The 19,771-nt window shown below is 67.6% G+C and carries 19 protein-coding genes and 1 tRNA gene; 13 read left to right on the top strand and 7 right to left on the bottom strand.

What is annotated here, in order from left to right; translation table 11 throughout:
* Position 1: 1 nt before the first annotated feature.
* The 3 genes from FBT69_12070 to lysS are packed head-to-tail and all read left to right on the top strand — an operon-like array spanning position 2 to position 3,098.
* A complete protein-coding gene (locus FBT69_12070; GenBank protein ID MDL1905529.1) occupies positions 2–805 on the top strand; it encodes a [LysW]-aminoadipate kinase in 804 nt (267 codons plus the stop codon).
* Entirely contained in the window at positions 802–1,893 is a 1,092-nt protein-coding gene (locus tag FBT69_12065; GenBank protein MDL1905528.1) for a [LysW]-lysine hydrolase, read from the top strand. Before FBT69_12070 ends, FBT69_12065 begins: the two co-directional genes overlap by 4 nt.
* Positions 1,890–3,098, top strand: a complete 1,209-nt coding sequence (lysS, locus tag FBT69_12060; GenBank protein ID MDL1905527.1) for a homocitrate synthase — start codon at positions 1,890–1,892, stop codon at positions 3,096–3,098. Before FBT69_12065 ends, lysS begins: the two co-directional genes overlap by 4 nt.
* Before the next feature lie 21 nt (positions 3,099–3,119).
* Here lysS and metF read toward each other — a convergent pair whose 3' ends face one another.
* Positions 3,120–4,055: a methylenetetrahydrofolate reductase [NAD(P)H] gene (gene metF / locus FBT69_12055; protein MDL1905526.1), complete on the bottom strand. Its 936-nt coding sequence runs from the start codon at positions 4,053–4,055 to the stop codon at positions 3,120–3,122.
* Positions 4,056–4,121: 66 nt separating this feature from the next.
* Between metF and FBT69_12050 the strand changes: the two genes are divergently transcribed.
* The 4 genes from FBT69_12050 to FBT69_12035 all read left to right on the top strand — a co-directional run bounded on the left by FBT69_12050 (position 4,122) and on the right by FBT69_12035 (position 7,340).
* Positions 4,122–4,733, top strand: a complete 612-nt coding sequence (locus tag FBT69_12050) for a hypothetical protein (GenBank protein ID MDL1905525.1) — start codon at positions 4,122–4,124, stop codon at positions 4,731–4,733.
* A gap of 130 nt (positions 4,734–4,863) precedes the next feature.
* On the top strand, positions 4,864–5,811 hold the full coding sequence (locus tag FBT69_12045; protein MDL1905524.1) for a type II secretion system protein: 948 nt from the start codon (positions 4,864–4,866) through the stop codon (positions 5,809–5,811).
* A gap of 36 nt (positions 5,812–5,847) precedes the next feature.
* Positions 5,848–6,456, top strand: coding sequence for a paraquat-inducible protein A (locus FBT69_12040; protein MDL1905523.1), 609 nt, complete (start codon positions 5,848–5,850; stop codon positions 6,454–6,456).
* Entirely contained in the window at positions 6,453–7,340 is an 888-nt protein-coding gene (locus FBT69_12035; GenBank protein ID MDL1905522.1) for an MCE family protein, read from the top strand. Before FBT69_12040 ends, FBT69_12035 begins: the two co-directional genes overlap by 4 nt.
* 106 nt (positions 7,341–7,446) lie before the next feature.
* Here FBT69_12035 and FBT69_12030 read toward each other — a convergent pair whose 3' ends face one another.
* From FBT69_12030 to FBT69_12020, 3 genes are all read right to left on the bottom strand, one after another.
* Positions 7,447–8,949, bottom strand: a complete 1,503-nt coding sequence (locus tag FBT69_12030; protein ID MDL1905521.1) for an adenosylhomocysteinase — start codon at positions 8,947–8,949, stop codon at positions 7,447–7,449.
* Between the two features lie 103 nt (positions 8,950–9,052).
* Positions 9,053–10,021, bottom strand: coding sequence for a metalloregulator ArsR/SmtB family transcription factor (locus FBT69_12025; protein MDL1905520.1), 969 nt, complete (start codon positions 10,019–10,021; stop codon positions 9,053–9,055).
* 59 nt (positions 10,022–10,080) lie between these two features.
* The gene (locus FBT69_12020) at positions 10,081–11,190 is read right to left on the bottom strand and encodes a tetratricopeptide repeat protein (protein MDL1905519.1); all 1,110 of its coding nucleotides are present in this window, start codon (positions 11,188–11,190) and stop codon (positions 10,081–10,083) included.
* Positions 11,191–11,248: 58 nt separating this feature from the next.
* On the opposite strand from FBT69_12020, the gene FBT69_12015 reads away from it, so the two are divergent.
* Positions 11,249–11,596: a hypothetical protein gene (locus tag FBT69_12015; GenBank protein MDL1905518.1), complete on the top strand. Its 348-nt coding sequence runs from the start codon at positions 11,249–11,251 to the stop codon at positions 11,594–11,596.
* A 19-nt stretch (positions 11,597–11,615) separates the two neighbouring features.
* Positions 11,616–13,454 (top strand): asparagine synthase (glutamine-hydrolyzing), encoded by a 1,839-nt coding sequence (gene asnB / locus FBT69_12010; protein ID MDL1905517.1) that lies wholly within the window; start codon positions 11,616–11,618, stop codon positions 13,452–13,454.
* Here the strand turns inward: asnB and FBT69_12005 are convergent.
* Entirely contained in the window at positions 13,417–13,971 is a 555-nt protein-coding gene (locus FBT69_12005) for an N-acetyltransferase family protein (GenBank protein MDL1905516.1), read from the bottom strand. The genes asnB and FBT69_12005 overlap by 38 nt on opposite strands.
* An 11-nt stretch (positions 13,972–13,982) precedes the next feature.
* On the opposite strand from FBT69_12005, the gene FBT69_12000 reads away from it, so the two are divergent.
* Complete coding sequence (locus tag FBT69_12000) at positions 13,983–14,984, top strand: hypothetical protein (GenBank protein MDL1905515.1); 1,002 nt, start codon at positions 13,983–13,985, stop codon at positions 14,982–14,984.
* 79 nt (positions 14,985–15,063) lie between these two features.
* Positions 15,064–16,179 carry a PA0069 family radical SAM protein gene (locus FBT69_11995; GenBank protein ID MDL1905514.1) on the top strand — a complete coding sequence of 372 codons (1,116 nt, stop codon included), beginning with the start codon at positions 15,064–15,066 and terminating at the stop codon, positions 16,177–16,179.
* A 31-nt stretch (positions 16,180–16,210) separates the two neighbouring features.
* Here the strand turns inward: FBT69_11995 and FBT69_11990 are convergent.
* Both FBT69_11990 and FBT69_11985 read right to left on the bottom strand, forming a co-directional pair.
* Positions 16,211–16,297, bottom strand: a tRNA-Ser gene (locus tag FBT69_11990).
* Between the two features lie 65 nt (positions 16,298–16,362).
* Positions 16,363–17,238 (bottom strand): phosphatase PAP2 family protein, encoded by an 876-nt coding sequence (locus tag FBT69_11985; GenBank protein ID MDL1905513.1) that lies wholly within the window; start codon positions 17,236–17,238, stop codon positions 16,363–16,365.
* Between FBT69_11985 and FBT69_11980 the strand changes: the two genes are divergently transcribed.
* Both FBT69_11980 and truB read left to right on the top strand, forming a co-directional pair.
* On the top strand, positions 17,216–19,045 hold the full coding sequence (locus FBT69_11980) for a phospholipid carrier-dependent glycosyltransferase (GenBank protein MDL1905512.1): 1,830 nt from the start codon (positions 17,216–17,218) through the stop codon (positions 19,043–19,045). The two genes, FBT69_11985 and FBT69_11980, sit on opposite strands and share 23 nt — an antisense overlap.
* Positions 19,042–19,770, top strand: coding sequence for a tRNA pseudouridine(55) synthase TruB (gene truB / locus FBT69_11975; GenBank protein ID MDL1905511.1), 729 nt, complete (start codon positions 19,042–19,044; stop codon positions 19,768–19,770). The genes FBT69_11980 and truB overlap by 4 nt, the downstream gene beginning before the upstream one ends.
* Position 19,771 lies beyond the last annotated feature (1 nt).

Raw genomic sequence — 19,771 nt, 5'->3', positions numbered from 1 at the left:
CATGATCGTTGTGAAGATCGGCGGAAGCCCGGGCGTGGACCTCGACGCGGTGTGCGACGACGCCGCTCGCTTGGTGCATGAGAGTCGTCGGCTCGTGATCGTTCATGGCGGTTCGGACGCGACAAACACGCTCGCCGAGCGGTTGGGATGCCCGCCGAGGTTCATCACATCTCCCTCGGGGCACACGAGCCGGCGCACGGACCGCGAAACGCTCGGCATCTTCCAGATGGCGTGCCGGGGCGTGATGAATCAGCGGATCGTCCAGCGGCTGCAGGCGAGGGCGGTGAACGCCGTAGGGCTATCCGGCATGGACGGCCGGCTGTGGGAGGGCGCCCGCAAGGCGGCGGTGCGGTCGGTCGAGAACGGCCGCGTCGTCATCGTGCGCGACGACTACACGGGCACGGTCGAGCGAATCAACGTCGGGCTGCTCCGAACGCTGATGGATGCGGGCTGCACGCCGGTCATCTCGCCGCCTGCCATCAGCGTCGAGCATGAGCCGATCAACGTGGACGCGGATCGTGCAGCTGCTCAGACGGCAGCCGCGCTCGGCGCGGAGGAGCTGCTGCTGCTCTCGAACGTGCCCGGGCTGCTCCGCCGCTTCCCGGACGAATCGTCGCTGGTCCCGCGCGTGTCACGCGCCGCGCTGGACGACGCGGTCGAGTGGGCGCAGGGGCGCATGAAGAAGAAGGTGCTCGGCGCGGGCGAGGCGCTCTGCGCCGGCGTCGGTCGGGTCGTGATCGGCGACGCCCGGGCACGCGACCCGATCAGCCGCGCGCTCTCAGGCGCGGGAACGGTGTTCCAATGACCGACCGCGATGCGATCGATCTGCTGCGGAGCATGGTGAGCACGCCGAGCGTGTCGGGCGACGAGGCCGCCCTCGCCGCGCTACTCGTCGATGCGATGCACCACGCCGGATTGAACGCGGTGATCGACCATGCCGGGAATGCCATCGGCGCAACGTCCGGCGATCCGACCCGATCGCAGCCCGATACGACCGACGTCGTCCTGCTCGGCCACATGGACACCGTGCCTGGCGATGTGCCGGTGCGTGAGGATGGCGGCAGGCTCTACGGGCGAGGATCGGTGGATGCGAAGGGGCCGCTCGCGGCGTTCGTGGCAGCGGCATCACGGGTCGAGATGCCGGAGGGCGCACGGCTCGTCGTCATCGGCGCGGTCGAGGAGGAGACACCGACCTCGCGCGGCGCTCGGGCCGTGATCGACCGCTACTCGCCCGCTGCCTGCATCATCGGCGAGCCGAGCGGGACGGACGGCGTGACCATCGGCTACAAGGGTCGCCTGGTCGTTCGTTACTCGCTTGTGCGCTCGTCAGCGCACACCGCCGGTCCTGCGCCCAGTGCTGCGGACGAGGGCATCATGTGGTGGCAGGGCGTGCTGGACGACTGCCGCAGGCTCTGGCCCGGCGGGTCGTCCCCTTTCGAGTCGTTGCAGGCGAACGTTCGTTCGCTCTCAACGAACCATGACGGGCTTGCGGACCGCGTCGAGGTCGTCGCGGGCTTCCGCCTGCCGCCCGGCCTGGAGCCGGAGCGGTTGGAGGAGGTCTGCACGCGACATGCCCGCGAAGCGACCGTCGAGTTCGTCGGGCGTGAGCGGGCGGTGGTTGCCGACCGTGGATCCGTGCTCGTCCGGGCACTGAACGCCGGCATTCGTGCCCTCGGTTCGCGTCCTCGCCTGTTGCTGAAGACCGGTACTTCCGACATGAACGTGGTCGCGCCGTCCTGGCGATGCCCGATTGCCGCGTACGGCCCGGGCGACAGTGGTCTCGACCACACACCCGACGAGCACGTCGAGATCAACGCGTTTGTGCGTTCGATCCGAGTCCTGACGCACGCGCTCCCCGCGCTCGCGGGCGAGATCACCGGAGTTCCCGCATGACCGCGCGTTCCAACGGCACGCCCGCTGCCGCCCCGTCCGCCTGCCGATCTTGGCACGTCATCGAATCCACGCTGCGCGAGGGGGAACAGTTCGCCAACGCCTTCTTCACGACCGGGCAGAAGATCCGTCTTGCGACGATGCTCGACGCCTTCGGCGCGGACTACCTGGAGTTGACCAGCCCCGCTGCCTCGCCGCGCAGCCGCGAGGACTGCGAGACAATCGCCTCGCTCGGCCTTCGGTCGAAGGTGCTCACGCACACCCGCTGCCACCCCGAGGACGTTCGCCTGGCGATCCGGACCGGCGTGGCGGGCGTGGACGTCGTCATCGGCACCTCCTCGCACCTGCGCCGGTTCGGCCACGGCAAGAGCATCGACGAGATCGTCGCCCTCGCAAGCGATGTCATCCCGATCGCTGTCGAGGCGGGCGTCGAGGTGCGCTTCAGCACCGAGGATAGTTTCCGGAGCGAGCTGCCGGACCTGCTGCGCGTCTACGAGGCCGTTGCCGCCCTGGGCGTGCACCGTGTCGGCATCGCGGACACCGTGGGGATCGCCACGCCGTTGATGGTCGAACAGGTGGTGCGTGCCGTGCGCGGCGTCGTCGGTCCGGGCGTCGGCGTTGAGTTCCACGGGCACAACGACACCGGGTGCGCGGTCGCGAACTCATGGACGGCGGTACGCGCAGGGGCGACGCACGTGGACACCACCGTCCTCGGTATCGGCGAGCGCAACGGGATCACCCCGCTGAGCGGGTTCATCGCCCGCATGTACTGCGACGACCCCGAGGGCGTGCGCGCACGCTACCGTCTGCCCCTGCTGCACGACCTCGATCATGCTGTCGCCAGGCTGGTGGGCATCGACGTGCCGTTCAACAGTTGCGTCACGGGGTTCTCGGCGTTCACGCACAAGGCGGGCATCCACGCCAAGGCCGTCCTGAACGACCCCAGCGCGTACGAGGCGCTGCGACCCGAGGACTTCGGCCTGTCGCGCTACGTCCACGTCGCCCACCGCCTGACCGGCTGGAACGCCGTGCGGGCGAGAGCGGAGCAGATCGGCCTGTCCTTGACCGATGAGGACGCCCGATCGATCACCGCCCGCATCAAGACCGCTGCGGACGCCGGGAACGTCACCCTCGAGCACGTCGATGCGATGCTGCGCGAGCACGCCGCCGCAGCGGTCATGCCGCAAGCGGAAGCGGTGCCGGTGTAGGCGCATCCTGCCCGTGTCGGTTCAAGTTCCCGGCGGTGTGTCGCCGTTCTGGCGCAGCGCGTCCGAGTCCTTGACGCCGAGGGTCGCGTAGATGTCGCGGGTGGCGCGGGACTTGTTCAGGGTGTAGAAGTGGATGCCCGCGACGTTGTGGTCCAGAAGGTCGCGGCACTGCTCGGTCGCCCAGTGGACGCCGACGCGTTTCACGGCCTCGGGATCGCCCCCGGTGCGGTTGATCGCGCGAATGAGCGGGGCCGGGAACCGTGAGCCCAGCGCGAGTTCCGCCATCCGCTTCATGCCGCCGACCGATGTAATGGGCATGATGCCGGCGATGATCGGCACCCGGATGCCGGCGAGCAGGCAGCGGTCGCGGAAGTCGTAGAAGTCGCGATTGTCGAAGAAGAGTTGCGTGATGACGTAGTCCGCGCCCGCGTCAACCTTCGCCTTGAGGTAATCCAACTCGAGCAGGCGGTTCGGCGTCTCGGGGTGTCCTTCCGGGAAGCCCGCGACGGCGATCCCGAACCCGCGCGGGTCGCGGTGTGCACGGCTCTCGTTGAACCGCTTGATGCACGCGACCAGTTCGGCGGCGTAGCGAAAGGCCCCGCTCCCAGCGGGCGTGCCGTTGGGGTGGTCGCCTCGCAGGGCGAGGATGTTCGAAATGCCGTGCGCGGCGTATCTCTCCAGCATGGCCCGCACGCGGCCCTCGTCGAGACCCACGCACGTGAGGTGCGGCATGGGGTTCAGGCCGGTCTCGTCCTTCAGCCTGACGACGAGGTTCTCGGTCAGGTCGCGGGCGGACCCGCCTCCGGCCCCGTATGTCACGCTCACAAACGTCGGTCGGAGGGCCTCCAGGTCCGCGATGTTGCGGAAGAGGTCGTCCGCCGCCTCGGCAGTCCGCGGCGGGAAGAACTCGAACGAGAAGGTCGTCCGCTGGCTTTCAAAGGCGTCAAGAATGTGCATACAGCCCCGGTTGTTGCTGGCAGGGGGAGGGGTTGTCCGTTAGATTATCAACAAGGAGGACCACGCATGCGCCCCGCAATCATGGCTGCCATCGTTGTCATGTTCGCCCCGGCGTTCACTGCGTCCGCCGGCATCGCCACCTGGTCGTGGACGGTTGACAACCCCCTGGTGACCCCGCAGAACCCGACCGTTCGTGCCGAACTTCGGGTTCGATGGGATCCTCACGAGGTAGGCTTCGCGGGAAGCATGTTCGACATCCTCAACCTCGGTGGGGGTGAGACCGGAACCATCACGTTCTACGACGGCTGGGATGACCTCGGCCGGTTCACCGAGGAGGACGGCATTCTTCAGCCGGACAACAGCATCACGGGCGTTGAACTCTTTCAACTGCCGCCTTTCTTCAACCAGTATTTCATCTGGGACTCGATGGAGGTCGTGCCTGTCTACGTTTTCGAGTGGACGACCACGGACTTCAGCGAGCGCACTGTTTCGTTTGAGGACGTCCATCTCTACACGGCGATCTACATCGACACCTTCGGCCGCAGCAAGGACTATGACTCCACGACGACGGGTGTCGGTTGGACCGTCGTGCCGGCGCCTGCGTCCGGCGCTCTGCTGTGCGCGGCTCCGTGTGTGCTGCGGCTCGCACGCCGACGATCGTCGCATGGTCCACGCTGACTCCGCGGGAATGACACCCGGCCAGTCGCTCACTATATCCGTTCTTCCGGCTGAACGGATGAAAGCGGTTCCGAGTTGATCTGCGGGTCACCTGCATCCCGGTTGGCCCGCTTCCCGAAGAATCGAGCACATGGCCTTGGTCGATGACCAAACACAAGCCGAATATGCTTCGCGCCCAGGTTTCACGCTGATCGAGTTGCTGGTCGTCATTGCCATCATCGCCGCGCTGCTTGGCATCCTGCTTCCAGCGCTCGGGGGCGTGCGGAAGACCGCCCAGATGGTCAAGTGCGCGTCGAACATGCGGCAGGTCGCCCTCGGCTGGGCCACCTACGCCAACAGCAACGACGACATCTCCATCCCCGGCCAGATGGGCAGGTACTCGGACGAGACCAAGAACGTCTATTTCGTTGGGAACGGCTATCAGTATCGTCCGCGCTGGTACGTCACCATGGGCGCAGCCGCGGGGTTCTATGCGCTCATCGAGCCTCGCCCGGAACGCGAGCACGAGCACGACGTACAGGTGAACAACGAGGTCTTCCTCTGTCCGAACGCGATCGCCTGGACCAGCACCCGCAACCACCCCTACGGCTACAACTACCACTTTCTCGGCAACACCCGCTTCAAGAACGATCAGGAGTTCGGCGCTTTCGTGAACTTCCCCGTTCGGGCATCCGTCATTCACGTGGGCAGAACCGTCCTCGCGGCGGACTGCATGGGCACGGCGGCGGGCAAGCCCGCGGCGGATCGCACGCCGAACCTCCCCGACGGCTCGCGTCACCCCCAACAGACTGCGATGGGCGGGCACGGCTACGCGCTCGATCCGCCGCGCATGACGCCCAACAGCGACCATGCCGACCCGCAGTTTCCGGGCGCTGAACACCGCTCCGCGCCCGATCCGCGCCACCTCGGCAAGGCGAACGTGTCGTTCATCGACGGCAGCGTGTCGAACTGGACGCTCCCGGAGTTGGGGTATGTTGTCCGTGGCAATGGGGTTGTCGAGGCCTTCGATCCGCAGGCCGACAACTCGATGTTCTCCGGCACGATGATCGACCGTGACCCCCCTGTTCGCCGCGACTGAATCCACCCCGGCGAGTTTCCGAAGTAGACTTCGACGATGACCACGGCAACCGGCACGCTCCGCGCCTGCCACCGCTGCGGCCTCGTGCAGCGGGTGGGCGTCGTGCCGCGGGGCTTCCGGGCGAGGTGCCCGCGATGTTCGGCGACGGTGCGGCACACACGCCACCCCCGCTCGAACGCCCGGGCCGCAGCCTTTGCGCTCGCCGCGCTGCTCCTGTACCCCGCCGCCATGAGCCTGCCCGTGATGCAGGTGCAGCGGCTCGGGCATTCCCACGAGGCGACGATCTGGTCCGGCGTCGTGAGCCTGATCGCCGAGGGGCAGACGGCGATCGGGCTGGTTGTGCTGTTCTGTTCCGTCATCGCGCCGCTGGCGAAACTGGCCGCGACGTTCGCGCTGTGCGCGGGCGATGTGCTGCTCCAGCGGCGGCACCGTGCCGCGGTGTACGTGCTCGTCGAGTTCCTCGGGCGCTGGGGCATGGTCGACGTGCTGCTGGTCGCCGTGCTCGTCGCAGCGGTGAAACTCGGCGACTGGGTGACAGTCCAGCCCGGGCCGGGTGTCGCGGCGTTCGGCGCGGTCGTCGTCCTGAGCCTGCTCGCATCCGCTTCGTTCGATCCGCACGCTGTGTGGGAGGATAACTGCCGGTGAGCGAGAACGCGGGAATCCCGTCGAGCGAGATCGTGCGCGTGCGCCGGGTGACGTGGGCGCTCCTTGCCCCGCTTGCTGCCGCGGCGGTGCTCGCGGTTCTGGCAGTTCAGGCGATCCGTGACCGGCCCGTGCCGATCACGATCCGGTTCACCGAAGGCGCGGGCGTGCGACCCGGCGACCCCGTGACCTGCCGCGGCGTGCAGGTCGGGGTCGTGAAGGAGGTCGGGCTGTCGGGCGATCTGGCCGGTGTGGTGGTCGGGGTCTCGCTCGCCCGCGAGTCGGCGGCGCTCGCAGTCGAGGGCACACGGTTCTGGATCGTGCGCCCCGAGGTCTCTCTGCGAGGGGTGAGCGGGCTGGAATCGCTCCTCGGCCCGAGGTCGATCGCTGCCGTGCCCGGTGTGCCCGGGTCGAAGCGTGCCAGCGAGTTCGACGGGCTGGTCCGCCCGCCCGATGACGCCGCGACGCCGGTCGAAGGTGAGTTGATCGTCCTACTGCGAGCGGCGCGGCGCGGCTCGATCGGGATCGGATCGCCTGTCTATTACCGAGACGTCCAGGTCGGCGAGGTGCGATCGGTGCGGCTGTCGGACGATGCCCGCACGGTGGAACTCGCCGCGGCCGTGGAGCCTCGGTACGCCCCCCTCGTGCGCGACAACACGCGGTTCTACAACGTCAGCGGCATCGGCGTGAACTGGGGCATCTTCGGCGGCCTCTCCGTGCGCACGGATTCACTCGAAGCGCTCATCGCAGGCGGCGTCGCCTTCGCCACGCCGGATCGGCCCGGCGCAGCAGTCACCAATGGGCACGTCTTCGACCTCGCACCCCAGCCGGACTCGAAATGGCTCGAGTGGGCGCCCGCGATCCCCTTGGGCAACACTCCGCCTTGAAGCCCGGAACGCGAAGGCACGAAGGACGCGAAAGAGGCGAAGGCAGGGAGAGTCGCTTCTTCCAGGCAACTTCGCATCAACAGCGTGTGCTCGGTGTTCGTCCGGTTCAATAGCGGTAGTGTTCTGGCTTGAACGGCCCGTGCTTCCCGACGCCGATGTACGCCGCCTGGTCGGGCGTCAGTTCCGTCAGGCGCACGCCGAGGTGATCGAGGTGCAGGCGGGCGACCTGCTCGTCGAGCCGCTTGGGCAGCACGTAGACCTTGCCTGACTGGTATTGCGTGCCGGAGAGCGTGGGCTTGCCAGCCGCGTTCAGGGCGAGGTCGATCTGCGCGAGCACCTGGTTGGTGAAGCTCGCGCTCATCACGAAACTGGGGTGGCCGGTTGCGCAACCGAGGTTCAGGAGCCGTCCCTCGGCGAGCACGAGGATGCCCCGCCCGTCCGGGAAGACCCACTCGTCGTATTGCGGCTTGATGGGGTTGCGGCGGATGCCGGGCACCTTGGCAAGCCCCGCCATGTCGATCTCGTTGTCGAAGTGCCCGATGTTGCCGATGATGGCCTTGTTCTTCATCCGCTTCATGTGGTCGACGGTGATGACGTCCTTGTTGCCCGTCGCGGTGACGAAGACGTCGGCGAACTCGACGACGTCCTCGATCCTCTTGACCTCGTATCCCTCCATCGCGGCCTGGAGCGCGCAGATCGGGTCGATCTCGGTGACGATGACCCGGCATCCCTGGCCCTTGAGCGCCTGGCAACAGCCCTTGCCGACCTCGCCGTACCCGCACACGACCGCGACCTTGCCGCTGAGCATGACGTCCGTGGCGCGGTTCAGGCCGTCGAGCAGCGAGTGGCGGCAGCCGTAGATGTTGTCGAACTTGCTCTTGGTGACGCTGTCGTTGACGTTGATGGCTGGGAAGAGGAGCGTGTCCGCCCTGCTCATCTCGTAGAGCCGGTGGACACCTGTGGTCGTCTCCTCGCTCACGCCCCTGATCTCGGCCGCGACGCGCGTGAACCAGCCGGATGTCTCGCGGATCGTCTCACGGATCGTGTGCAGCACCCACTTCCACTCCTCGGGGTCGCGGGCCTCGTTGTAGTCAGGCACGCGGCCGGCCTTCTCGAACTCGACGCCCTTGTGGATGAGGAGCGTGGCGTCGCCACCGTCATCGACGATCAGCGTCGGGCCGCGACCGTCCGGCCAGGTGAGCGCCTGCTTCGTGCACCACCAGTACTCTTCCAGCGTCTCGCCCTTCCACGCGAAGACGGGCACCCCCCGCGGGTCGCCCGGCGTGCCGTCGCGCCCGACCACAACCGCTGCCGCGGCGGGATCCTGCGTGCTGAAGACGTTGCATGAGGCCCATCGCACGTCCGCTCCGAGTTCAACAAGCGTCTCGATCAGCACGGCCGTCTGCACGGTCATGTGCAGCGAACCCGCAACGCGGAATCCCTTCAAGGGTTTCGTGGCGGCATGCTCGCGCCGCACCGACATCAACCCCGGCATCTCGTGCTCGGCGAGGGTGATCTCCTTGCGTCCCAGTTCCGCCAGGGCGAGGTCGCGCACCCTGAACTCAAGCCCGGTGTTGCCGGTGGTCGTGGTGGCGCTCCGCGTCGTCATCGTGGTCATCGCTTTCTCCGTTTTGCAGGTTTCAGTCTTCGATCGAGAGTCGGCGAGGGCGCCTCTTCTGACACTCGGCGCGCGGCATTGCAGGCCCCGGACCTCACTCCTGACCCTTCTTCCATCCCACGGCGGCGAACAATCCGGGGCCTCTCGCGGTTGACTCGGCGGCCAACGGCTCGACCCGCACGTCCTCGAAGCCCGCGCCGCAGTACATCTCCCGCACTCGCGACGCCGAGAATCCGAGGTGAGCGTGGCCCATCGTGTGGCGGTACTCGGTCCGTCCGTGCTCGACCATGTCCACGATGAGCGCGGCGCCGCCGCGCCGATCCGTCCGCAGCACGCGCGCCATCTCTCGCAGGGCGGTCTCAGGCTCCGGCAGGTGGTGCAGCACGAGCACGCACACGCACGCATCGACGCTGGCGGCGGCGAGCGGCAGCCGTTCCAGGTCGCCGGCCTTGAACTGCACGTTCTTTGCCTTGCCGAGCCGCTTGCGTGCGGCGTCGAGCATCGCTTCCGATCGATCGACGGCGACGACACGCCCGACTCGCGGTGCGAGCCACTCCGCGGCGTTTGCCGTGCCGCATCCGAGATCGGCGATCGTCCACTCGCGGGGCAGCAGCGAAAGCAGGGCCAGCGGCGTGAAGCGATCGCCGAAGAGTTCGCGGCGGAGGTTGTCCCACTCTCCCGCGATCCGGCCGAAGAACGCCTGGCTATCGGTGGGGCGCTCCGCGAGCACGGCGGCGAGGCGCCGGTTGTCTTCCTCGATATCGGCGGTGCCGGCGGTCTCGTCGCGCATTGCCACCCACACCGCCCGCGCGAACGGCTGAAGATCGTCCAGCACGACGCGGTAGCAGGTCGCGGTCCCGGCCGCACGCCGCGCCAGCCACCCCGCTTCCGCAAGCACCTTCAGGTGTCTGCTCACGGTCGATTGCGGCAACTGCACGACGCTTGCCACCTCGCCGACCGACAACTCTTCCGCTTCGAGCAGGCGAACGATCCGGACCCGGACCGGCTCGCTGAGGGCGGCCAGCATGGCGGTCGCGGGGATGGCCGGGGCGGTTCGTTTCATCCGTATATCCGGATGAAGTGTAGAAGACCGGCTGCCCGCGTCAACCTGCACGCCGCGATTCAGCGAGGCGGAAGGGCGAAACTCGGTCCGGGGACATAGCCCAGTTCCCGCAGTCTTGCCCCTGCCTGGGGATTGTCCGGCTCGAAGAACAGCACCATGCGCAGCCGCTCGACCTCCCGGTCGTCGTCGCCGATCGCTCGGTAGAACTCGGCGAGCGTTCGCTGCGGTTCGACCGTGCGGCCGCCATCGACCTCGGCAGCGTTGAGGTAGGCCCGGTGAGCCTCGTCCGCATTGCCGAGGCGATGGGCGAATCGGCCGAGTCGAAGATGATCCTCGACACGACCCCGTTCGCTTACCCGCCTCCGCAGGAAGGCGTAGAGGGACTCGGAATCGCCCGATCGGAGCATCGACTCGGCGAGGGCTTCGACGTAGGTCTCGTTCTGCGGGTCGAGGTCGTAGGCGACCGTCAGGTGCTGGCGCGCGTCGCCCGGGCGGTTCAGGGCGAGCAGGGTGCGACCGAGTTCGTACTGTCCCTGGGCATCCGAGGGCTTGCGGTCCACGTACTCGCGGTTGTAGGGCAGAGCCTGCTCGTAGCGACCATTGAAGTAGTGGGCGTTGGCATCCGCTCGGACCATGCTGAGCGGGCGTGCGCCGCAGCCCCACAGCCCGGAAAGGCCGGCGAGTGCGAGAACGACGATCGTGACAGGCCCGTATGTCCGCATGGGTCGCTCCTTGCCCGACAGGCAGGCATGGTACCCGCCTCGGCCTTCGCCGTGGCAGTACCATCCCCGGTGCCAAGAACGGTCGTGCTCGAACACACCCTGCCCGACGGCAGCCGCCACTTCGACTGGCTGATGGAACCGGCCGAGCCGGGGCCGGATGCGACCGACGAAGACCGATCGCTGCTGGCATTCCGCCTGGCAGCGAGGGTCGATGCCCCTTCGATCGTCTCGTTCTTGGCCGAGGCGATGCCCGACCATCGGCGGTTGTACCTGCAGCACGAGGGGGCGATCTCGGGCGAACGTGGGACGGTGGTCCGGGTTGCCGCTGGTTCCTGTCGGATTGTGCGGAGGTCGCCGGCTGACATCGAGGTCGAGGTTGCCTTTTCGGGCCGACGGCGAGTCTTGCGAGGTCGCCGATTGCATGGGGGCATCTGGGCGTTCGAGCAAGCGCCCGAATGATCTGGTAGGCTGGCGGCTACTCGCCCGAACGGCAAGGAGGCACGCGATGCCCGACCGCCCTGAGCCGTCACCTGAGAATCGTGCCGTACCGATCGAAGGAACCGCCCCCGCAGCCCCAGCGGGCCTGAACCCGAAGATCAAGACCTTCGGGGGAGGGACGCGGCACGAGGATTGTTGGAGCCGTTCGCCCAACGTCACCGGCACCGGCGCGATCCACGTCCGCAGCTTTCACTCGAAACTCTCGGACGACGGCATCGCCTATCTCGACCGGCAGATCAACGAGTGGCTCGACGCGCACCCGCAGTACGAGGTGAAGTTCGTCACCACGGCCGTGGGCGAGTGGACCAGCAAACTCGGCAAGGAGCCGGGGCTGGTCGTGCAGGTCTGGGTCTGAGCGGGCCGATAGACCGGGCATGTGCGGGGTCGCCGGCATTTGCCGGACAGTGGAGCATGAACGGTCGATCGCGCATCGCCCCGAGGGCGAGTGGGGGAGAGCAGCGCGCGCGGTGGTCGAACGCATGACAGCGAGCCTGGCGCACCGCGGGCCGGACGGGGAGGGTGTGTTCGTCGGTCGCGGCGTCGTTCTGGGGCACCGTCGGCTTGCCGTGATCGACCCGTCGCCGTCCGGCCGGCAGCCGATGACGACTCCAGACGGCCGGTTCACGATCGTCTACAACGGGATGCTCTACAACGACGCGGAGATTCGTGCCGCACGAGCGTGCGCGGGCGTTAAGTATCGATCGTCGTGCGATACCGAGACGGCGCTGCACCATCTTGCCATCAACGGGCCACCCGGCCTCGGGTTGATGCGAGGCATGTATGCACTGGTGTTGCATGACGACCGTGAAGAGACGCTCCTGCTGGCCCGTGACCCGTTGGGCATCAAGCCGCTCTACTGGGCGCGGGTCGAGACGCCCCGCGGCCCTGAAATCCTGTTTGCAAGCGAGATCCCCGCTCTGTTCGAGCATCCTGGGCTTCGGCCCGAGCCGGACCTCGTCGCGGTCAGCGCCTACCTGACGACGATCCGCACGACGCTGGGCGAGCGCACGTTGTTCAAGGACGTTCGTGTGCTGCCGCCCGGCCGCTGGGTGCGGTTCGATCTTCGCACGCCCGACCTGCGGGCGAGGGTCGGAACCGTTGAAACGCCGGTGTTCGCGGGTCGTGCGACAGCGGATGACCTTCGGGGTGCGGTCGAGGACTCGGTGCGATCGCACCTGCGGTCCGACGTGCCGCTCTGCTGCCTGCTCAGCGGTGGGCTGGACAGTTCGATCGTGGCGTCGATCGCCCGGCGGGAAACGAAACGCCTGCGGACATGGTGCGCGGGAGCGAGAGACGAACCGCCGATCGACGGCGTGCCGCAATCGGACGATTTCCGGTTCGCGTGCGAGGTCGCCGCCACGATCGGCAGCGATCACAGCGAGGCACAGGTCACACGCACGCTCTTCGCTGAACGATGGCGATCGCTCGTGCAGCGCACCGGCATGCCTCTGAGCACACCGAATGAGGTGGCGATCAACGAAGTTGCTCGCTCGCTCCGAGCAGGAGGTTGCACCGTGACACTCTCCGGGGAGGGCGCTGACGAGCTGCTGGCGGGCTACGACTACCCGATGCTCGCCGCGGCTGAGCACGTCGCTCGTGGGAACGCCGACCCGGGGATGTTTCAACTCGCTAGCGCCGCCTGGATTCCGCCGCACGCGAAGGCATTGCTGATCAACCCGGAGGTCTGGCGGGCGGTCGAGGGCGACGCCGCGCTCGTCAAGCACTACCGCGCCGAGTACGCAGCGGCGGCAGATCGGGCTGATGGGCCGTTGCGAGCACACCTGCGCTTCCATCGCAGAGTAAACCTGACTGGTCTGCTCCAGCGTCTCGACTCCGCAACCATGCTCGAAAGTGTCGAGAGCCGGACGCCCTTTGCGGATGTTCGCGTCGCCGCAGTGGCGGAGGCCGTGCCGATGCGCGAACTCTTCGACGCAACCATCGCCCCTCCAAATCCACGAACAAAGATCGCGTTGCGGCGTGCGTTCTCCGGCACGCTTCCGAAGCCCGTGCTCGACCGCCCCAAGGCAAGTTTTCCGCTGCCATTCCAACGGTGGGTCGCTGACCTCACGGCGGAACTGGAAGCGAGCGGCTTCCTCGCCTCGCTCGTGAATCCCGCCGCACTCGCCGCCGTCCGCGCCGAACCATCGAGTCACTGGCACGCTGCCTGGCCGCTCGTCAATCTCGCGCTGTGGTCGCGACGGTGGTGGGGTTGACCGACCCCGGGTCGCCTTCGCCGAGATGCCGCACCCAGTAGCCGACGTCGAGCCAGCGGCCGTGCTTGTATCCCGCACGGGGAATGGTGCCGGCGTGCCTCATGCCGAAGGCCTCGTGCAGTCGCACGCTCGCCGGGTTGGGGAGCGCGATGCCGGCGATGATGGTGCGAAGTCCCGCCTGCACCATCGCCGGGAAGAGCGCGGCGTACAGAGAGCGGCCGATGCCCACCCCATGATGCTCCGGACGGACATAGACGCCGATCTCTGCCGTCCAGTGGTACGCTTCGCGCGACTTCCACTGACCCGCCTTCGCGAACCCCACAACACCGCTGCCCTCCAGGTCGGCCGCGAACCACGGATAGACGCCGCGCGCGCCGTATTCAGCCAAGGCTTCGTCGATGGTCGGCGCCCGAGTTCCGAAGTGAGCGACGCCCTCCCTGATCTCGCGGCAGGTGATGTCGAGCATGGATGCGACGTCGCGTTCCTCGGCAGGGCGAACGGTCAATCCAGATGCCATGGTGAGACTCTATGGCGTGGGCGGGCGTGGCGTTTGACGCGGCGCGGCCCGCACGTCATGCTCTTCCCATGGCTCAATCACGAAACCGCTGCTTCCTGTTCGTCTGTTTGGCGGCCTCACTCGCGCTCGGTGCGTGCGCCGGCGCGCCCCGACGGATCGAGGCGACCGCCCCCCTCAACCCGCGTGAAGCGGTATCGATCTACCGGGGCGACACGGGCCAGCGCGCGGGTTGGGAGGAACTCGTTTCGACCGCTGCCGCCGCGGACGCCGTGATGATCGGCGAGACGCACGGCCACCCGCTTGGCCTCGCGTTCGCAGCCGCGCTCTGGGAGGACGTGCTGGCTCGCACCGATCGCGCCGCGCTGAGCCTCGAGTTCATCGAGCGGGACTCGCAGGTCCACCTCGACGACTACCTCGGTGGCCTCATCGACGAAGAGCAGTTCCGCAAGGCCTCGGGCCGCTCGCAGGGCAACTACCCCGACGGGCACCGCACGATGGTCGAGGCGGCGAAGCGCGCCGGCCGCCCGGTGATCGCATCGAACGCGCCGCGGCGCTACGTGCGGCTCGCGCGCACGAGCGGGTACTCGCGGCTGGAAACGCTGACCGATGAGCAACGGAGGTTGTTCGTCATTCCGCCCGAGATGCCATCGGGCCGCTACCGCGAAGAGTTCTTCAAACTCATGTCCGGCATGGGAGACGCGTCCCACGCGGGCGAGGGGATGATCGAAGCCATTTTTCGGTCGCAGTCGCTCTGGGACGCCACGATGGCGGATGCCGTCGCGAGCTCGCTCGCAGAGGGCAACCGGCCCGTGATGCACGTGATCGGCCGATTCCACACCGACTTCGAGGGCGGTACTGTCCAGTTGCTCCGGCGGGCACGGCCCGGAGTTCGCATCCTCACCCTCAGCGTGATCGATTCGACCGGTCCGTCGCTCGCCGATACGGACTTGGGACGCGCCGATTTCGTGGTCTACGCCGGATCGTCGGGTGCGGGCTCCTCAGGCTCACCATGACCGATCGTCCACCCCGGACCGTTGCCTGGGCACCAAAGGCAGGGTATTGTTAGGGTCAGCCGTGGGCCGGGGGACAGGCATGGACGCGCATGAGTACGACGGGGCGTTGTCGATCGGGAAAGTCCGAGGGCGCGGGTCGGGCGTGAATCCCGGAGGGCGATTTGAGCCTGTCCGTCTGCACGTCCTCGGCGAGACGCTCGACGAGGTGCTGCGCGACCATCCAGAAGGTGTTCAGACGCCCACGCGCGTGTACCGAGACAACGCAAGAACGATCATCAACCGTGTGGATAGCCCGGACCTCCCGTTCCACTGGACGGTCAATCCGTACCGCGGCTGCGAGCACGGTTGCGTCTACTGCTACGCACGCCCGACGCACGAGACCTTCGGCCTGTCCTGCGGGCTGGACTTCGAGACGCGCCTGTTCGCCAAGCTCGACGCGCCGGACCTCCTGCGGCGGGAAATGGGCAAACCGTCGTGGCGGGGCGAGCCGATCATGCTGGCCGGCATCACCGATGTCTATCAGCCTGTCGAGCGCCGTCTGCTGATCACTCGGCGGTGCCTCGAAGTCATTGCCGAGTGCCGCCAGCCTGTGTCCATCGTCACCAAGGGCGCGCTGATCGTGCGCGACGTGGACCTGCTCTCTTCGCTCGCGCGGCACGGAGCGGTGCAGGTGCTTGTGAGCGTGACAACGCTCGACCACGACCTTGCCCGCACGATGGAACCTCGGGCGGCGTCTCCGCGTGCCAGGCTGGATGCCGTTCGCGACCTGTCGCGTGCCGGCGTGCCGGTCGGAGTCATGGTCGCCCCGATTATCCCAGGCCTGAATGATGCGGAGATTCCCGCGATCCTTGAAGCCGCGCGCGACGCCGGCGCACGCACGGCCGCGTACACGATGCTCCGCCTGCCCTACCAGGTCAAGGCCGTGTTCCTGGACTGGCTTCGGCGTGAGCACCCGCTTCGCGCCGACCGAGTGGAAGCGGAGATACGCAGGATGCGCGACGGCGAGCTGAATGATTCCCGCTTCGGAAAGCGATTCAGGGGCGAGGGCGAGCGTGCCGAGCAGATCGGCAGCCTGTTCAAGGTCTTCAAAGCGCGCCTCGGACTCGACAGGCGTCGGATGCCTATCTCATCGGACGCTTTCCGCAGGCCGAGGCAGCCGGGCGAACTCATGCTGTTCGGCGATGACTCGGCCTGAAACGCGCACGAACGCGCTCGAACTCAACGAACGGAGAGGGGGGGATTCGAACCCCCGATAGGGTTACCCCTATACAGCATTTCCAGTGCTGCTCCTTCAGCCACTCGGACACCTCTCCAGGGGCACGACGACGAACCCGTCGCCCGCTGCGGGCCGAAGTGTAAGCCGGTCCGGGCGGGGGTGTCAGGATCGGCGATCGGCGCGTGTGGTGCAGGAGTCTTCGGGCTTCCAGGCGGGCGAGGCGTTCGGATCGACGGCCTTTCGCCATGCCCAGTCGATCGCCCTGACACCCCAGCCGCGCCGGACGGCCGGTCTCGCCGCCGCGAGTCCGACAGCCCATCCGGCCGCCACGTCCGCGGGGTAGTGGGCGCCCAGAGCGACTCGTGCGAAGGCGACAACAAACGCCAATGTCCACACGAGCGCGCGCAGCCGCGGGTACATGGCAGAGAGAAACACGGACGCGACGACCGCGTAGGTCGTGTGGCTGGAGGGCATGGACCAGAGCCGCGACGCCTCGCTCCTCCAGACCTGCCACGACCGCAGGAACGGCTCACCTTGCGCGAACGGGTAGGCCCCGAACGGGCCGATGAACGTGCCGGCTTCGTCGAGCGAAGGCCTCGTGCGACCGAAGAGGGCTTTGGCAGCGACGCACGCGATGCCCGCGACGACGATCGCGGCGAGCCAGTCGAGCAGGCGCCGGCGCCGTGCCGGGTCAAGCAACCAGATCGCCGCGGCGATGAGGATGATCGAGGCCCCTTGGCCGAACTGCTGGAGGGCTTCGAGTTCGCGCCGGAGATCGCCGCCCAGCGGAAGGGAGCCGCGACTCCCGTCGGCGGTCACGCGAGACATGATCCAGACATCGATCGGCAGCAGGACAGCGACCGCAACCGTCCCCCACAGGAGCGGCGAAGCCCAATCGCGCCTCCTGTGATCGTCTGCCCAGCGCAACACGGGCGCAACGAGAGACGACAAGATCGCGAATGCCACGTGCACAAGGCGCACCGGGAGCGGCAGTCCACGGTTATAGTCGCTGGCGATGCGGATCGGTTCGGGCGTCATCTGGCGTCGGCGTGCTCGTGGCTCGGTCGGCGGGCTGGCGCTTGTGGCGCTCTGCCTCACAGTCTATCTGCCAGGCATCACGCGCATCCCGCCGGTCGATCGGGATGAATCCCGCTTCGCCCAGGCAAGCCGCCAGATGTTCGAAAGCCGGGCGCTCCCTCCGGCCGAGCGAGAAGACGAACTCCACGAGGGTGGTCTCGCGATCCCGCGTGTGCAGGGGCGTGATCGCCTGAATAAGCCGCCGCTGATTTACTGGCTGCAGGCCGCGAGCGCGGCTGCGCTCACCGGAGGGGAGCCGGGCCGCGATGCCATCTGGATGTACCGCGTACCTTCGTTCATCGCCGCGATGGTCACCGTGCTGGCGACGTGGCGGCTCGGTGTTTCGATGTTCGACCCGCGGGCCGCGTGGCTGGGTGCTGCCTTGCTTGCGGTCTGCCCGGTCTTCGTCTGGGAAGCTCACCAGGCCCGCGCGGACCACGTCATGGTCGCCTGTACCGCGCTCTCGATGTGGGGACTGTGGCGAACCTGGCGTGAGAGTACGCGTTCGACGGAACCCGGCGCGACGTCACTCCTTCACTCGGTCATTCGAACACTTTTCCTCTGGCTCCCCCTTGCCCTGGGCATCCTGACGAAAGGCCCCATCACGCCGCTGGTCGTCGGCCTCGCAGCGATTGCGCTTTCGCTCGTCTCGCGCCGATGGCGCTGGCTCCGCGCCACGCGGCCGCTTCTCGGATTCCTCGTCGTCGGGTTGGTCGTTGTGCCGTGGCTTCTCGCTGTTGCGAGTCACGTGGGCCTCGAACACTATTGGTCGGTGGTTTACGACGAGGTCTTCGTTCGCGCAGGGAGCGCGAAGGAGGGGCACTGGGGGCCGCCGGGCTATCACCTCGTGCTGCTCATCGTCCTCTTCTGGCCCGGGTCGCTGCTGACGGCGGCCGCTTTCAGGCGCGCGTTACGACGTGGCTTGCGAGTCGATGACACGAACGTAGCGCGGCCACACTCGCCGCTTCGACGGGCCTGGCGGGCGATAACGAACGCTCGTCCGGCTCGCCCGGCCGAGTGTTTTCTGATCGCGTGGATCGTTCCCGCGTGGATCGTGTTCGAACTCAGTCTCACAAAACTCCCGCACTACACCATGCCCCTCTATCCGGCGATCGCGCTCCTCACCGGGCGCGGTGTGCTGGCGGCGGCATCCGGTTCGCTCGTGCTGCCACGATCGCAACGCCTGGGCACTGCGTTGTGGATCGGACTGTCGGCCTTGCTCGCGGTCGGGAGCCCGATCGGCTTGTTCGCCCTCGGCGTCCGTCACTCGCCGTGGATTCTTGCACTCGGAGTTCCGTGGCTTGCGTCGCTCGTGGCGCTTGCAGTGTTCGCACGCCGTGCGTTCGCACCCGATCGCGTACTCGCTACTCAACTTGCAGGGGTAATCGCTGCTGCGGCCCTTTGGGCGTTCACGTTCCAGGCCCTGCTCCCGGGCGCGAAGCGGCTGTTCCTCACCGAACTGCTCGCGGAGCGGCTCGCCGAGATCGACCCGGAAGGCGCCCGTCCGCTCGCCGCCGTCGGCTATCACGAGGACAGCCTCGTCTTTCGCTCCCGCGCCACGGTTCTGCTGATCGACGAGCAACAACAGGGCGAGTACTGGCGCACGCACCCCGAAGGCCTGCTCATCGTTCCCAAGGAGCGCGTCCTCAGGTCGCACGTCGTGCTCGCCGAGGTCGAAGGGTTCAACTACTCGAAGGGTCGCTGGCGGGCGCTTGCCATCGTGAGGCCGTTCTGGCTCGGCATCGAATCCGGCGAGGGTGAGCCGTGAACGCCTTACACCCTCATTCTTCACCCGCCGGCCTGCTGGTGATCGACAAGCCGCGCGGTCCGACTTCGACCTCGGTTTGTCGGCTGGTAAAGGCTCGCCTGCGTCGCGGGGGAGCGCCCCGGACAGTCAAGGTCGGGCACGGCGGCACGCTCGACCCGCTCGCCTCGGGCGTGCTGGTCGTGCTGGTGGGACGGGCAGCCACGCGGCTCTGCGACACGATCATGGCAGGAGAAAAGCGATACACCGCCCGCGTCGATCTCTCGCACCGATCGACCACCGACGACGGCGAGGGCGAACTGACCGAGATCAGCGTACTACGGCCGCCGACGCGAGAGGAGATCGAGGCTGCATGCGCCCGATTCGTCGGGAGCATCATGCAGACCCCACCCGCGCACTCCGCGATGATGGTGGGGGGGCGGCGTGCCTACGACTTCGCCCGGCGCGGCGAGGACCCCGGCCTGCGGGCACGACCCGTTACGATCCGCTCCATCGACGTCGTCGAGTATGACTGGCCGCGGCTCGTCATCGACGTCCGCTGCGGCAAGGGGGTCTACATCCGCAGCCTCGCCCGCGACATCGGCGTCGCTCTCGGTCCTGGCGCGATGCTCGCCGACCTGCGGCGCACGGCGGTGGGGGAGTACACGATCGACCGTGCCACGCCGCTCGACGCGCTCCCTGAGGCGATCGGGCAGGACGACCTCATCCCGGTTCCGCCGCTGTCCTGAT

Origin of the sequence: Synechococcales cyanobacterium CNB, from assembly GCA_030263455.1 — a bacterium.
Taxonomy (GTDB): Bacteria; Planctomycetota; Phycisphaerae; order Phycisphaerales; family UBA1924; genus CAADGN01.
The sequence above is the reverse complement of the archived record's forward strand: the minus strand, read 5'-3'. Positions and strand labels throughout refer to the sequence as shown.

What these genes read in the sequence shown, in the direction of transcription:
- FBT69_12070 (MDL1905529.1), top strand. Translation starts at nt 2, where the DNA reads ATGATCGTTGTGAAGATCGGCGGAAGCCCGGGCGTGGACCTCGACGCG.
- FBT69_12065 (MDL1905528.1), top strand. Translation starts at nt 802, where the DNA reads ATGACCGACCGCGATGCGATCGATCTGCTGCGGAGCATGGTGAGCACG.
- lysS (MDL1905527.1), top strand. Translation starts at nt 1,890, where the DNA reads ATGACCGCGCGTTCCAACGGCACGCCCGCTGCCGCCCCGTCCGCCTGC.
- metF (MDL1905526.1), bottom strand. Translation starts at nt 4,055, where the DNA reads ATGCACATTCTTGACGCCTTTGAAAGCCAGCGGACGACCTTCTCGTTC.
- FBT69_12050 (MDL1905525.1), top strand. Translation starts at nt 4,122, where the DNA reads ATGCGCCCCGCAATCATGGCTGCCATCGTTGTCATGTTCGCCCCGGCG.
- FBT69_12045 (MDL1905524.1), top strand. Translation starts at nt 4,864, where the DNA reads ATGGCCTTGGTCGATGACCAAACACAAGCCGAATATGCTTCGCGCCCA.
- FBT69_12040 (MDL1905523.1), top strand. Translation starts at nt 5,848, where the DNA reads ATGACCACGGCAACCGGCACGCTCCGCGCCTGCCACCGCTGCGGCCTC.
- FBT69_12030 (MDL1905521.1), bottom strand. Translation starts at nt 8,949, where the DNA reads ATGACGACGCGGAGCGCCACCACGACCACCGGCAACACCGGGCTTGAG.
- FBT69_12025 (MDL1905520.1), bottom strand. Translation starts at nt 10,021, where the DNA reads ATGAAACGAACCGCCCCGGCCATCCCCGCGACCGCCATGCTGGCCGCC.
- FBT69_12015 (MDL1905518.1), top strand. Translation starts at nt 11,249, where the DNA reads ATGCCCGACCGCCCTGAGCCGTCACCTGAGAATCGTGCCGTACCGATC.
- asnB (MDL1905517.1), top strand. Translation starts at nt 11,616, where the DNA reads ATGTGCGGGGTCGCCGGCATTTGCCGGACAGTGGAGCATGAACGGTCG.
- FBT69_12005 (MDL1905516.1), bottom strand. Translation starts at nt 13,971, where the DNA reads ATGGCATCTGGATTGACCGTTCGCCCTGCCGAGGAACGCGACGTCGCA.
- FBT69_12000 (MDL1905515.1), top strand. Translation starts at nt 13,983, where the DNA reads ATGGCGTGGGCGGGCGTGGCGTTTGACGCGGCGCGGCCCGCACGTCAT.
- FBT69_11995 (MDL1905514.1), top strand. Translation starts at nt 15,064, where the DNA reads ATGGACGCGCATGAGTACGACGGGGCGTTGTCGATCGGGAAAGTCCGA.
- FBT69_11980 (MDL1905512.1), top strand. Translation starts at nt 17,216, where the DNA reads ATGCGGATCGGTTCGGGCGTCATCTGGCGTCGGCGTGCTCGTGGCTCG.
- FBT69_11985 (MDL1905513.1), bottom strand. Translation starts at nt 17,238, where the DNA reads ATGACGCCCGAACCGATCCGCATCGCCAGCGACTATAACCGTGGACTG.